Below are 14630 nucleotides of genomic sequence, written 5' to 3' on the forward strand. Positions count from 1 at the left end.
CTCCCCTTTTTATACGCCTAACAGCGTCCATGCCAATTCATCAAGCATGCGGACATCGAGCGGCTCGCCTGCCGGCAGCGTTTCAATGACCGACGAATCAACGTCAAGGAGCGCTGCTACTGTTTCCGGCGCAAATTGGCGAACATCCGTCTGTTCTCCTTGTTTGGCCAGCTTCAGCCGCTCTACAAACTCGTGTAGCGACGCATCCCCATCCACCAATTCCGTAAACAGAAGCGGCGGCAGCGTGCCGCGGCACACGATCCAGCGGAACATAAGCGCGCCGCGCAGCGCTTGTACATACGTTTTTATATATGCTTTTGGCTCCATTTCTTTTTTTGTGAGAGTATGAATATTTTTTATTGCCATCGAATGGTAATGGTGGGCCAAAACTCGTAATGAGTAATGCTTATCAATCATTTCCTTCATTTTCGTGTAAAAGAAATCGTCTTTTGCGTAAACGATCGGCGTCGAGAACCCCTCATACAACGATGGGTTGGATTTGCGAAGCAGCTCCAGTGCTTTAAAAATATCCCAGCTGTGCCACTCATACGGCGGGGCAGAATGACTCCATGACAAAGATGGTTTGACAACCGATACATAGGCGCGAACCGGTTTCATCGTGATCAGCCGGATGTCATAATCGCTCGCTGGCGTCTCCATTCCATAGGAACGACTCCCTGCCTCGCACGCGTACAATATGCGAACCGCTTGCTGTTTTTCAATCGCCATCAATCCGCGTTCGATGACCTTGTTCATCCCCGCTCCTCCAATATGCGAGCTAACTGCGCTGCACATTGGTGCAGCTGTTCGATATCGAGAGCATCCGTTAACGCCGTGTATAGTCCCGCAAAATGGTCGTCGACTTGGTGGGTTAAAAGAGCAACTAGCTCCTCTATCACCGCTTTATATTGCCCTTCGTAAGCGGAAAGCAGCTGTTGCTTTTGGGCGGCAAGGTATTCATCGATTGGCTGCTGCAATTGCTTTTCGATTTCCTCTTTCATTAACCGCTTTTCGTCCCGCTCAAAAAACGATTTCGCGTTTTTATACATCGATAATGCTTTTGCAAATCTTGACCGGTCTATGTGTTCTAACCCGTTGTCAAATTCCGGTGTGACAAAGGAAACAGCCTCTAAATCGGACAGCGGCATCCCTGGATGAATCTGTTCCAGCTTTTTGCATGCATCAGTAAATTGATCTTGAAGCCGCTCTTTCAAAAACTTCTCCACTCGTAAACTCGTCGCCCGCATTTCTTGTGCTAAATCAAAGCCCACCGAATGCAGCAACTCTTCGAGACACATGTTTAAAGCGCGGCGGATATCGCGTCCGTCATCCCTTAAAGAAGCCGGATTGAACGCTTCTTTAAACCAGTCGTTCAGCCGCAGCAATACGCGCTGTTTGACGTAATACACAAGTTCATCTGTTTCTTGGATAAGCGCCTGCCAATCGTGCTCGGCCGTTATCTTGCCGAGAATATCATGCATTTTTGCTTGTTCCTCTAGCAGCGCCTGCCGTTTGGCCGCTTTTTCCTCCCCGCTTTTTTGCGCGGCATGGATGTATTCCACTATCGTTTGATGCGCCCGTTCGATTTCCGCATAAGCGCCTTGAATCGCCACTTCCATTAACTCCTCGATGATAAAGCGCATAAAATCTTTCTCAAACGCGCCAATGCCCGATTCGGTTAAAAAGCCGTATTGCCCCTTTACTCCGCCCATTTTCTCCTCCAAGGCGAAACGGCTTGACAGCGCGTAAAGGCGCGGAAAACGGATGCCAAAGCGGGCAAGCTGGTCTTTCATATACGCCAAGACAGCGTCCAATTCCTCTTTAGAGCGCGCTAAGTCCGCGGCATTGACGACAAAAAACATTTTATCAAGCGCAAAGGTGTCTTTGACGCGGCCGAGCTGGATTAAAAATTCGCGGTCTGCCTTGGAAAACGCATGGTTGTAATACGTAACAAACAAAACCGCATCGGCGTTTTTAATATAATCAAACGCCACCCCCGTATGGCGCGCGTTAATCGAATCAGCCCCCGGCGTATCGACCAAGGTGATTCCTTGGCGGGTAAGAGCGCAGTCGTAGTACAGTTCCACCCATTCAATAAAACAGGCGGTCGCTTCATCGGCCACATATTGATAAAACTCATCAAGCCCGATGCGGAACGTATGACCGAGCTGCTCTTTCATGCGTTCATAGCCGGAAAGAACCGCGCGGAGAAAAGCATAGTGCGGCTTTTGGTGCGGCTCCACTTTTTCTAAGTTTGATATTTTCTGGCACATCGCCCATGCTTCTTCCCACGTTTCTGCCTCCTGCTGAAAATGGCGGAGCGACGCCTGAATGTCAGAAAACAGCTGTTTGCTGCTTTTTACTTGCACTAGGGCCGTTCCGTGCGGGTTTACTTCGGTTGGCGGCGCAATTTTATTAATCGTTGCCGTCGTCGGATTTGGAGATGACGGCAGCAGCCGTTCGCCCATCAGCGCGTTGGCAAACGATGACTTGCCGGCGCTGAACGCGCCAAAAAGCGCGACGGTAAAGGCACGGTGCTGCAATCGATTTGCTTTCTCGATTAGGGGGGAGACAAACCGATTCATGATGCCGATTGTTTCGATTGTTTTTGCCGCTGCTTTCAGATGCTGTACCGCTTGCTGCACTTTTTTGCGCGATGATCCGCTTGGCCGATCGAGCGCTTGCTCTGAAACGGATGGCGGCTGTTTTTCTTCCGTCTGTTTGGAAGCCAGTGCCGCCGCTTTATGCTGCTGTTTTCTTATCACAGGAGATTCGGTCAGCTCGGCAAGCCGCTTTTCATCGATGTCTTCTTCACTGCACTCCGATTCAAGCAAGTTCATTAGCTCCTGCCGCCGCTGTTTCCGCTCCACGCTGCGGCAAGACAGCTCGCAAAGGAGTTCATACTTTTCTGCTTCTACGGCCAGCTGTTCTTTTAACTGACGGCGTTTTTCTTCTGCTTGTTCCTTCCATTTTTCCAGCAGCGCGGCAAACAGCTGCATCGCTGCGTTACGATACCGCTTTTTCATTTCATAGGCGACATCGTTCGTATAATTTAACACTGCCTCTCCGGTCACCCCGGCTCCTTTTTTGACCAGGTTTGCCAGCATTTCCGCTTCCCATGTCACCGTCCATTGCTGGCAATCACGAAGCAGTTCGTGGTCATCGATGGCATGTTCTTTGCTGAAGCGGGTAAACAGCTGGCGCACATGCCATTCGATTTGCGCCATCGCTTTTTCTTTTACATTTTCATAAAAGGCCTGCAATCGCTTTTCGCGCTCCTGTTCCGTTTTCGACTTGGCAAAGAAAAAGCCGATTTTAAAATCCGGCTGCATCGATTGCAAATATGCTTTTGCCAGCTCCCTTGTTTCAAACGGCATGATATAAGCATGTTCCAATATTCCGTCCAGCTCGCGGCGAAAGTCCTCTTCTAGCTGATGCAGGGCTGTGTCAAGCTCTTCCAGCTCCGCTTGCAGGCGCGCCAGGCTTTCCCGCGCCGCTTCTTCTTCCACTCCCGTGCCTCCTAACTCCGAAAGCCGCATCTGCAGCGCCTGTTCGTGTTCTTCGTCCTGCTCCTTAAGCCAACGAACATGCTCGTCGACAAGCCGCTTTAGCGCCGTTTCCACTCCATACAGAAGCCGGCCGTCTTTGTCGCGAAACAGCGCATGCATGCAGTGTGCCAGCTCGTTCCATTCATTATATGGATGGTCTGGCTCCTTTAACGATATAAAAAACACGCGCTCCGCTTTCACTCCCCAGTCGCGAAACGCTTCTTCCACCGACTGGCGAAATGTGTGAAACGGCAATTCCTGCTCGCGGTGTTTATCAATTTGATTGACAATCAAGTACAATGTCTTTCCATGGTTCGTTAAGTCTTTCGTAAACTGAAAATTCAACTCTGACTTCACATGGTTATAATCCATCATATAAAACACAACATCGGCTAAATGCAGCGCCGATTCGGTGGCAAGCCGGTGGGCATCGTCGGTCGAATCGATTCCCGGGGTATCCATCATGACAATGCCGCCAGGAATGCGCGGAGTCTGCCGGCTTACTTCAATTAATTCAATCGCATCCCCGTCTTTGCATTGGTCGCGAATCAGCTCTTCATTGTACGGCGGGTCGTATTCGACCGGCGGTTCGTGTCTATAAAAAACACGCACATATTCTTTTCCCGATTTCACTTTAACTAAGTTGGCGCTGGTGGGAATCGGGCTTGATGGCAATAACGGCTCGCCAAGCAACGCGTTAATCAAGCTCGATTTGCCGGCGGAAAAATGGCCGCAAAACGCGATCACCAATTCCCGTTTTGCCGTTTTTTCCAACAGCTGCCGCACTTTTTTCGCGTTCGTTTCATCGCCGTGGGCGATGAATATGTCGTGTATATGGATCATTTTTTGCAACCATGGCGTTAGCGACGTTTGCTCTGCCAGTGGACTCATGCACAATACCCCTCACGCGTTAATATCGTATATATTCATTTTACTGTATTTACACACTTTTCCCAACAAAAAAATAAAAAGTCCCGCCTTTTACTTAACGGGACGAAACGGGAAAAAGCGAGGGCGTACCGCGAACTGCTCGCCATAATTCGTTAGCGACCTTAGCGCCTCTTCTTCGGCGTCAATGCGAATCAACAGCATAATCGCGTTGGCAATCGAAAAAACAAGCGCCGTCCAATACGCCTGAAACATCAGGGGAATGAGCCATATTTCCAGCGCGACAATGAAATAATTGGGATGGCGGATCCAGCGATACGGCCCCTTGACAACAACCGGCGCATTGGGCAGCACTAAAATTTTCGTATTCCAAAAGCGGCCGAGCGACAATATCGTCCATATCCGCAATCCTTGCACGATGAGAAACAAACTAAAAAGAAACGGCCACCATGGAGAAGGCTCTGCTCCCTTCCATAATGACTCGACCGTAAATGAAAGCAAAAACAGGACATGCATCGCCACGATCCACGGATAATGGCGCGCGCCAAATTCTTTCGCGCCCATCGCTTTGACGATCCGCTCATTTCGTTTCGCGATGATGAGTTCCATGAGGCGCATGCCGACAATCCACAGCAAAAAGAGGTAAAACACGATTGTTGTCACTCCCATCTGAGCAAAATCATTTCCGCGCTAAATCCCGGGCCGAGCGCCACCATCAGCCCGTAATCTCCCGCCGGGATCGGCTGTTTCATAAAGCGCTCGAGCACGACGCAGACGGTGGCCGAAGACATGTTGCCAAACTCTTTCATCACTTGGAAGGATATGTTGGTTTTTTCTTTATCGATGCCAAACGCCTCTTCATACGCCGCAATGACTTTTTTGCCGCCCGGATGAGCAATAAAATGGTTTATGTCACCAAAGGCTAGCCCGTGTTGTTGCAAAAACGACTGCGCTTGCGGCCGCAGCCACGTGCGGATGAACGAAGGAATATCTTTTGAAAAAACAACGAACAGGCCGTCATCGCGGATATCCCAGCCCATCACATCTTCCGAATCAGGCATCAGTACGGATTGCGCAGCAATAATATGCGGTCGTCCTGCCTCAACGGCCGCCTCGTCGCCGGCAACGCATACGCACGCCACTCCATCGGCAAACAGCGAGGTGCCGATGAAATTGCTTTTCGAATGATCGTCCGGCTGAAACGTTAGACTGCAAAACTCGGCCGCAATGACCAGCACTTTCGCTTTTGGAAACGCCAGGCAATATTCATAGGCGCGCGCAATTCCTGCCGCTCCCCCCGCACATCCTAACCCCCAAATTGGAATTCGCTTCGTATGCGGCGAAAAAGGCAAAATATTCATGATGCGAGCTTCGATGCTTGGGGTAGCGAGCCCCGTCGTCGAAATATAAAAAATCGCCTCGATTTCATCGTATGTAATCGGCTTGGCTAAAAACGCCGGATTGTTTAGGCATGCTTGAATCGCTTCACATCCGTAACGAAGCGCGCTTTCAATATATAAATCATTTTTCTCGGCAAACCGATGGCGTTTTCCGTACCATGCAAGCGGTTTTACAAACGATCTTGATTCAATTTCTCCGTTTTCGAACACATGAAGAAGACGGTCGATATGAGGAAAACTGGAGGCAAACAGTTGTTTGACATATTGCTTCGTTTCTGCTTGGCTTACTTTATATGGCAATATCGCTGTCCCAACCGAAAGGATCACCGGCATAGCAACACCTCTGTTTTTTCCATTTCCTTTACCGTTATGTTGTTACTAATACCGGCATTGTATGCATCAATAAAAAAAGAGCTGGCATATTACAGCAACGGGTTTACTTCAGGGAGGGAAAAATATTAAAAAATACACCAACTAACAAGGTAATTAGCCATACATTTAACACAAAAATACACATATAAATCGCAAAGAAAAACGCTCGGATTTTCATTCCGAGCGTTTTTCTTTTTTGAACTAACGCATCTGTTCAATAACAATGTTTTTTTATAAATTACCCTCAAATGAAGGAATCCTTATGTTACACTATAATTGAAGCTTTTAGTTTTAAATTACATTAAATTCATTTACGACCTCTACCAGGGATAAAGGGAGAATCCGGTCATTTTGGGGTTATTTGCCCAAAAAATGAAAAAAACTTGAGAACCACATGGGGACTCAAGTCATTTCGTATTTAAGGAATCACCGTATCAAAAAAAATTTTTCTTGACTTTGTGAACACTTTCAAATTCCTAACTCCTGTATCAAACGCTGAAATGTATAAAACGCCGGTTTCGGAGTATAATTATCCCGCATGATGCCAAATTGATGAAAGAGATCATCTTTGGAACTGTCTGCATCCCTGAGACCGAAAAGCTCATAATGTGTGATATTGAGTTCTTGACGTAGTTTATAAACTGTCCGTATGATCGTCTCTAGTACTTCAGATTGATGTTCGTAAGATCTGTCTTTGCCTGTAAAAGGGTTTTTGCCAGTAGGCCATCCGTTTTCTGTAATGCGTATGGGGATGGAATCGGGTATGCCGGCTGTCTTGAGATTCACTTCGCGAAAACGCCGCAACAGGTTCTCGACGGAAGCCGGAATTTTTTCCAAAGAGAGCGGCGGTTCAAATACATCTACATAAAAATTATGTGCGACATAATCCAATGAATCCACGAATACCTCTCCGCCAAGTTCGGCAAGGTTTTCCCAAAAATGTGGGACCACCTTCGGACCGATATCCGGTACAGATCCAAATCCGATATCCACTTGAACATTCGCTGCTTGCGTTTCCTCTTTTGCTGCAATAACACCCTGCACCAACAATGGCAAGATGTTAGGGTTCGATCCGTCCATAAAGGTCAAGTTGGGTTCATTCGTAATTTGCAGTGAATCAATGTAGGAACCATACTGTCTAATTATTTTCCTAATAAGCCCGAGCCAGTGGTCCATCTCTATGTTCGGAGCCAAAGAACCTACTACCAAGTCTCCCATTAATCCCAAACGCACATATTTCTCCACGATCGATAAGAGTTTCTCCTCCGAATCAGCAGGTCCCGTATAAACGAGATAAATTCTGGATAACAGCGATTTAGATTCTCCTCGAAGGTGTTTTAATGCCAGTTGAATTTGCTCATAGTCGTCCCGAGGTCCGACAGCTAAACCGGCGGGTGTACCGGCCACACCAAGCGGATATATCCCAAACTTCAACCCGGATGAATACATAAAAAACACTCCTTTTTCTTTATACTGTGTTGTGATAAATCGATTAATAAACATATATTAATTATAAATACATAAATAATAAATATATATTTACTATTTTTATTAGATATTAACCAAAAAAGTAAATATAAATTTACGTTATAACCAACCTAATAATAAATTATTATTTACTTTATTGTCAATAGGATTTTGAAATACAGAAAAAGGATGTTTAGCACCGCCTCCAAAAATCGAATATGATTCAACTTCTTTCTTTGCTTCAAAACAAGATTTTTAAGCCGATCCTAAAAAATGCAGCGAATCTGAAAGAACAGTCCGTTTAGCACATCCATTTTTTCAGTGACCATCATGATTGCCATTTTGCTAATTCATATGTGAATTTAGTTGCGATTTTATACGCCAAAACAATAAAAATGTTGATATATCAACAAAAATTAAAAGACCAATTCTAATGCGAATTGGTCTTTTAATAGAAATAGATATGTTATTTTCTCTCCCGCAAGTGAATCCGTTAATATTAAAAGCCAGCCCTTTTCATCAATTACGATACTTGCTGTTGATAGACAGAAGATGCGGATTTTACACGCTTTTTATTCGGAAGAACATGGAATAAAATGTTTAACACGATCGCGGTGAGACTGCCGGCGACGATGCCGCTGTCCGTTAAAATACGAATGCTTGCCGGAAGTTCAGCGAATAAGTTCGGAACAGCGGTCACCCCAAGCCCCATGCCAACCGAGCAGGCAATGATAAATAAGTTTTCTTGCGATGCAAATTCAACTTGGCTTAACATTTTAATTCCATAGGCAATGACCATGCCAAACATCGCCAGCATCGCGCCGCCGAGCACCGGCGCCGGAATAATCGTTGCTAACGCGGCGATTTTCGGAACCAATCCAAGCACAATCAGCATGATCCCCGCCGCATAAATGACACGGCGCGTTTTTACCCCCGACAATTGGACAAGTCCGACGTTTTGTGAATAAGTCGTATACGGAAACGCGTTCAACAATCCGCCGATCACCATCGCCAGCCCTTCAGCGCGGTATCCGCTCGCCAAATCGTTATCCGTTAATTTCCGGCTGCAAATATCGCCAAGCGCAAAATACACGCCGGTCGATTCGACTAAATTGACGAGCGCGACCAAAATCATGGTCAAGATCGCCGTTGCGTTGAACGTCGGGATTCCAAAGTAAAACACGTGCGGCAGATGAACCCATGAAGCTTCGGCCACCGCGCCGACATCTACTTTTCCCATCAATGCCGCCGCGATCGTTCCAATGACCATACCGAGTAAAATGGAAATGGAGCGGATGAATCCGGTAAAGAAGCGATATAAGATGACAATCAGCGCCAATACGCCAAACGAAAGCGCGATATTGCTGATGTCGCCGAAATCTTTTGCCCCTTGTCCGCCGGCCATATTATTCATCGCCGCCGGAACAAGCGTAAGCCCGATGACGGTAACGACCGAGCCGGTCACAATCGGCGGAAACAACACGCGCAGCTTGCTAAAATATTTGGCAATGATCACGACAAACAGCCCAGCGGAAATAATTGCGCCGTAGACGGCAGACAACCCGTATTGCTGTCCGATCGCAATCATCGGGCCGACCGCCGTAAACGTACAGCCGAGCATGACCGGAAGACCGATGCCGAAAAATTTGTTTTTCCACACTTGCAATAACGTCGCAACCCCGCACGTAAACAAATCAATCGCCACTAAATACGTCAACTGTTCCGACGTCAAGTGCAGCGCCCCGCCCACAATAAGCGGCACAATAATCGCTCCCGCATACATGGCCAGCACATGTTGAACTCCTAATGAGCATAATTGCAACGGCTTCATTCACACATCACCTCTTCGATAAGTTTCACGGTTCCGTCTTGCAATGAAGCGATTCGCGCCAATGACACAACGCGATAACCGCGGGAACGAAGCAGCTGTCCGCCGCCTTGGAATGCTTTTTCAATAACAATGCCGATGCCGGCAACATGTGCCTTCGCCTGTGCAACGATATCCGTCAAACCTAATGCTGCTTGGCCGTTTGCTAAAAAGTCATCAATAATTAACACGCGGTCTTCACAGTCAAGCAGCGTCTGCGAAACGAAAATTTCTGTTTCTTCTCGTTTCGTAAACGAATATACACTCGCTTTATATGTGTTTTCCGACAGCGTTACCGGTTTTCGCTTCCGCGCCACAAGCAGCGGAACGTTTAACTCATAAGCAGTCATCAAAGCCGGGCTGATGCCGGAAGACTCCAGCGTCAGCACTTTCGTAATCCGCTCATGGCGAAACTCATCGGCAAAATGTTCGCCGATTTTCTTCATCAACTGCGGATCGACTTGATGGTTTAAAAAACGATCCACTTTCAACACATGTTCGGAAAGCACTTCTCCTTCTTCCATGATCTTTTCGATTAATTCGCGCATACCGTTCCCCCTTTAAATAAAAAAGCTTAAAAAACACTGTCCTCACTCATTTCATGAGTCAGGCAATGTCTTTTAAGCCAAAACAAACGAGACAAATGCCTATTCGGCATTTGCCGCTGATTCCGTTCTGACATTGCCACCCATAGTCGGCCGATTTACGGTCGGCCGGTAGAGACTTGCAGGCCATATTCCTGCAATTATATGAGTGAGTCAGCATAATGAAGTTATTTGCAGTATACCATGGTTTTTGACGTTTGGAAAGCATTTTTTCGATATTTACACGAACATTTTTTATTAATAAAAGATTATTGTTCGTATAATAATCATTTTCTCTCTAACATCGACGCTTTTCCTATACGGGTAGCGAAGAAAATCGTGCGTTCGCTGCCAATGGCCAGGGACAAGTTTGAAACCGCTGCCTGTCATTGAGTCGATCCAATTGCTGCTGTTCTCCTGCTATGATGAAAGCGGCTGTTCACAATATTTTCACATTTCTCCTCCCGCCTATGTGAGAAAAATCACTGTTATATCAATTTTTTAAGGTTATTATAGTGACAAAGTAAGGAATGAATAATTTGTGAACTAGTAAAATGCGCCTACCATTTTCCACATGATTTTGTATGATGAAGTTAGGAGATGACTTTTGTTGGGAGGAGGTATAGGAGATGGCAAAACCAGAATTGCAGCGAACAAAAACAAACACAAAAAAAATGAAAGAGCACGACACATCATTAAAAGGCACGCTTGCTTCTGTATTCTTGCTCGGGTTTTTCATCATTTTCTCATGGGTTAGTGTTTATTTCTTATTCTTGCATCGCTTATAGCTTATAAGGGAGGGGATATAGCCATGCATATGCACAAATACGAAAAAATTTGGCTTACGTTTGGCATTGCCTGTCTGTTTGTCTTCTTGACCGTCATCGGCGTAAGCGCCTTCGCCGAAGGCAAACAGCCGCCGAGCTGCTTGACGACCATCGATCCCGAGAAAGTAGATCAGACACCGCCGTTTAATAAACCTGGCTTAGTCAAAACCGGAGATAATGAATATCAGCTAAACATTGTCGTATCTGCCTTTGCATTTACGCCAAACCAAATCGAAATTCCGAAAGGCGCAAAAGTAACGATTAATGTGACTTCAAAAGATGTTATCCATGGTTTTGAAGTAGCAGGCACAAACATTAACATGATGGTGGAACCGGGGTATATCAATACTATTACGAAAACATTTAATCAAACAGGCGAATATACGATCCTTTGCAATGAATATTGCGGTGCTGGTCACCATATGATGACTGGACGAATTAAGGTGGTGGAGTAAATGATGAACGAAACAGTGAAAGTAGACCGTCGTGATGCCAAATTAGCTTTAGCGCATATTTATGTCGCATTTATCGCCCTTGCTTTAGGAGGATTGGCCGGATTATTGCAAACGCTAGTGCGTTCCGGAAAGTTTCAGCTGCCGGCAGGCATCAGCTATTATACCATTTTAACAACACACGGCGTATTGCTTGGCCTCGTCTTAACAACATTCTTTATTATCGGATTTCAATTCGCCGCAGTAAGCCGTACGTCCGGAACATTTTCCAACCGCGTCCGCTTCTGGGGCTGGGTCGGTTTTTGGACCATGACGATCGGTACGGCGACGACAGCGTTTTTCATTTTAACTGGGCAAGCATCCGTTCTTTATACGTTCTACGCGCCTTTGCAAGCACATGCCGGCTTTTATCTCGGCTTAACCCTTGTTGTCGTCGGCAGCTGGATCAGCGGCTTTGCGACCTTTGTCCACTATGCGCGCTGGAAAAAAGAGCATCCTGGCAAAGCAAGCCCATTGCTTACCTTTATGGCTGTTACGAATATGGTTTTATGGCTTGTTTGTACGCTGGGGGTAGCAGCCACCGTTTTAATCCAATTGTTGCCATGGTCGCTTGGCATCGTTGACCGAGTGAACGTTCTAGTCAGCCGGACTTTATTCTGGTATTTCGGGCACCCGCTCGTTTATTTCTGGCTGCTTCCAGCTTACATGGTTTGGTATGCCGTTATTCCAAAGGTGATTGGCGGGAAAATTTTCTCTGACTCTTTAGCGCGGCTAGCGTTTATCTTGTTCTTATTTTTCTCGATTCCTGTCGGGTTTCACCACCAATTGCTCGAACCGGGGATTACGCCGTTTTGGAAATACGTGCAAGTTGTCTTAACATTTATGGTTGTCATTCCTTCGCTAATGACGGCGTTTGCGATGTTTGCGACATTTGAAGCATACGGACGCTCGAAAGGTGCCACCGGCCTGTTTGGCTGGCTTCGCAAACTGCCGTGGGGAGATGCGCGCTTTTTCGCGCCGTTTGTCGGTATGCTGTTCTTTATTCCTGCCGGTGCTGGCGGAATTATTAACGCTTCCCACCAAATGGACCAAGTCGTCCATAACACGATTTGGGTGACAGGGCACTTCCATTTAACGGTTGCAACAACGGTCGTGCTTACGTTCTTCGGCGCTGCCTACTGGCTCGTTCCGCACTTAAGCGGCCGGGTGATGACAAAAGCGATGAACCGCTTGGCGATTATTCAGACGGTGGTATGGGCGGTCGGCATGTCGTTTATGTCCGGTTCGATGCACTTTGCCGGGTTGCTTGGGGCGCCGCGCCGTTCGGCATTTTCCACTTACGGAAACTCGCCGCAAGCGCTCGAATGGATTCCGTATCAAATCGCGCAAGCGGTCGGCGGCACGATTTTATTTATCGGCATTATTTTAGTCCTTGTCATTATCACCAACTTAGCGTTCTTCGCACCGAAAGGAGAAACGGAATTCCCGGTTGCCGAAGCGGCAGAACCGCAAGAACGCGCCGCACTTGCTATGGATAACTGGAAACTATGGATTGGCATTACGATCGCGCTTATTTTGATTGCCTATACAGTGCCATTCATCGATATGATTCAAAACGCGCCGCCAGGGTCAAAAGGATATAAATTATGGTAAGAAAAATCCCCCTCCCCGAAGCGGGAGGGAGGATTTTTTCTTTTATAATTGGTAGATGGTTTTATATTTTTCTTCTAAATAGCGGATCAAATAGTCGGCATTCAATGCTTCTCCGGTTGCGTCTCGCAAAATTTCCAGCGGTTTTTTCGTTTTGCCGAATTGATGGATCCGCTCTGTCAGCCATTCGCGAATTGGCGTTAATTCCCCTTTTTCGAGCAGTTCATCGAAATGAGGCAAGTCTTTTAGCATCGCATGCTTGAACTGTGCCGCATACATATAACCGAGCGCATACGACGGGAAGTAGCCGAAGCTGCCGCCAGACCAATGGACATCTTGCAGCACGCCGACCGCATCGTTATGCGGGCGAATGCCGAGGTATTCTTCGTATTTATCGTTCCAAATTTCCGGCAAGTCCTTTACTTCGATCTCTCCATTAAACAGCTGCTTTTCGATTTCGTAACGAACCATAATATGTAACGGATATGTCAACTCATCGGCTTCGATGCGAATTAACGACGGCTTCGCTTCATTAATCGCCCGGTAAAACGCATCAAGAGAGACGTCAGAAAACTGCTCCGGAGCATATTGCTGCAGGCGGGCATAGTTGCGTTTCCAGTACGAATAATGGCGGGCAATAAAGTTTTCATAAAATAACGACTGCGATTCGTGAATTCCCATCGATGTGCCCGTGCATAGCGGCGTCCCGATCAATTTCTCCGAAATGTGCTGCTCGTATAGGGCGTGGCCGCACTCATGAATGGTTCCAAAAATGGCGGTGCGGAAATCACGCTCATCATACCGCGTCGTAATACGGACGTCGTTTGGATTCAGACCGATGGCAAACGGATGCACCGTTTCGTCCAACCGGCCTTTCGCAAAATCATAGCCAAGCTCCTGCAGCAGCTCCAAACTAAAAGCGCGCTGTTTTTCTTTCGGGAACGGATGGAATAAAAACGATGTTTCCGGCTGATGCGGAGAAGCAACGACTTCCTGCACCAACGGGACAAGGCGCTCACGCAGCTTGCCGAATACTTGATCCAACACGTCGACCGTCATTCCCGGCTCAAATAAATCAAGCAATGTATTGTACGGATTGCCTTCATATCCCCAATAGTTAATAAACCGTTTATTGAATTCCACTAATTTTTCCAAATACGGACGGAACAGAGAAAAATCCGCTTTCGCTTTCGCTTCTTCCCATACGCTTTCTGCTTTCGACTGCAATACGACGTATTCCTTATACTCATCAGCCGGAATTTTTTTATTTCGCTCGTACTCTTTCTTGCATTCTTCTAACGTGTGGCGGGCCACTTCCGAAAGCTGCTCATACGCATGTTTTGGCGACAACTCGGCGATAAACGCCGCCATTTCCTCCGATGTGGACATTTTAAATACTTCCTGCGAAAGCATGCCAATGACTTCCGAACGCTGCTCGACCCCTTTTTTCGGCGCTCCTGTCCGCAAGTCCCAGTACATAAGGCTGATCGCCTCGTTATAACTCATCATTTTTTTGACATATTGTAAAAATTGTTGTTCTATTTTTTTAATCATGGTAGCGCCTGGTTACTAAAA

The 14630-nt window shown here is 46.8% G+C and carries 11 protein-coding genes and 1 riboswitch; of the genes, 3 read left to right on the forward strand and 8 right to left on the reverse strand.

The window, feature by feature from the left end; translation table 11 throughout:
- Window positions 1–9: 9 nt before the first annotated feature.
- From GCA01S_RS09990 to GCA01S_RS10020, 7 genes are all read right to left on the reverse strand, one after another.
- Window positions 10–756, reverse strand: a complete 747-nt coding sequence (locus tag GCA01S_RS09990) for a nucleotidyltransferase domain-containing protein (protein ID WP_042409555.1) — start codon at window positions 754–756, stop codon at window positions 10–12.
- A complete protein-coding gene (locus GCA01S_RS09995; RefSeq protein ID WP_042409557.1) occupies window positions 753–4439 on the reverse strand; it encodes a dynamin family protein in 3687 nt (1228 codons plus the stop codon). Before GCA01S_RS09995 ends, GCA01S_RS09990 begins: the two co-directional genes overlap by 4 nt.
- Before the next feature lie 90 nt (window positions 4440–4529).
- Window positions 4530–5105: an isoprenylcysteine carboxyl methyltransferase family protein gene (locus tag GCA01S_RS10000; protein WP_042409560.1), complete on the reverse strand. Its 576-nt coding sequence runs from the start codon at window positions 5103–5105 to the stop codon at window positions 4530–4532.
- On the reverse strand, window positions 5096–6169 hold the full coding sequence (locus GCA01S_RS10005) for a type III polyketide synthase (protein WP_017437383.1): 1074 nt from the start codon (window positions 6167–6169) through the stop codon (window positions 5096–5098). Before GCA01S_RS10005 ends, GCA01S_RS10000 begins: the two co-directional genes overlap by 10 nt.
- Before the next feature lie 507 nt (window positions 6170–6676).
- Window positions 6677–7657, reverse strand: coding sequence for a hypothetical protein (locus tag GCA01S_RS10010; protein ID WP_042409563.1), 981 nt, complete (start codon window positions 7655–7657; stop codon window positions 6677–6679).
- 541 nt (window positions 7658–8198) lie between these two features.
- Window positions 8199–9506: a nucleobase:cation symporter-2 family protein gene (locus GCA01S_RS10015; protein WP_042409565.1), complete on the reverse strand. Its 1308-nt coding sequence runs from the start codon at window positions 9504–9506 to the stop codon at window positions 8199–8201.
- Window positions 9503–10090, reverse strand: a complete 588-nt coding sequence (locus GCA01S_RS10020) for a xanthine phosphoribosyltransferase (RefSeq protein WP_042409568.1) — start codon at window positions 10088–10090, stop codon at window positions 9503–9505. Before GCA01S_RS10020 ends, GCA01S_RS10015 begins: the two co-directional genes overlap by 4 nt.
- Window positions 10091–10213: 123 nt before the next feature.
- A riboswitch (purine riboswitch) is annotated at window positions 10214–10315 on the reverse strand.
- Between the two features lie 485 nt (window positions 10316–10800).
- On the opposite strand from GCA01S_RS10020, the gene GCA01S_RS10025 reads away from it, so the two are divergent.
- The 3 genes from GCA01S_RS10025 to GCA01S_RS10035 are packed head-to-tail and all read left to right on the forward strand — an operon-like array spanning window position 10801 to window position 13058.
- On the forward strand, window positions 10801–10914 hold the full coding sequence (locus GCA01S_RS10025) for a cytochrome c oxidase subunit 2A (protein ID WP_375781791.1): 114 nt from the start codon (window positions 10801–10803) through the stop codon (window positions 10912–10914).
- Window positions 10915–10937: 23 nt separating this feature from the next.
- Window positions 10938–11408, forward strand: a complete 471-nt coding sequence (locus tag GCA01S_RS10030; protein WP_017437378.1) for a cytochrome c oxidase subunit II — start codon at window positions 10938–10940, stop codon at window positions 11406–11408.
- Window positions 11409–13058: a b(o/a)3-type cytochrome-c oxidase subunit 1 gene (locus tag GCA01S_RS10035; RefSeq protein ID WP_042409571.1), complete on the forward strand. Its 1650-nt coding sequence runs from the start codon at window positions 11409–11411 to the stop codon at window positions 13056–13058.
- Between the two features lie 42 nt (window positions 13059–13100).
- Here GCA01S_RS10035 and GCA01S_RS10040 read toward each other — a convergent pair whose 3' ends face one another.
- Window positions 13101–14609, reverse strand: a complete 1509-nt coding sequence (locus tag GCA01S_RS10040; RefSeq protein WP_042409573.1) for a carboxypeptidase M32 — start codon at window positions 14607–14609, stop codon at window positions 13101–13103.
- Window positions 14610–14630 lie beyond the last annotated feature (21 nt).

Source organism: Parageobacillus caldoxylosilyticus NBRC 107762, assembly GCF_000632715.1.
In the GTDB taxonomy this organism is placed as follows: Bacteria; Bacillota; Bacilli; order Bacillales; family Anoxybacillaceae; genus Saccharococcus; species Saccharococcus caldoxylosilyticus.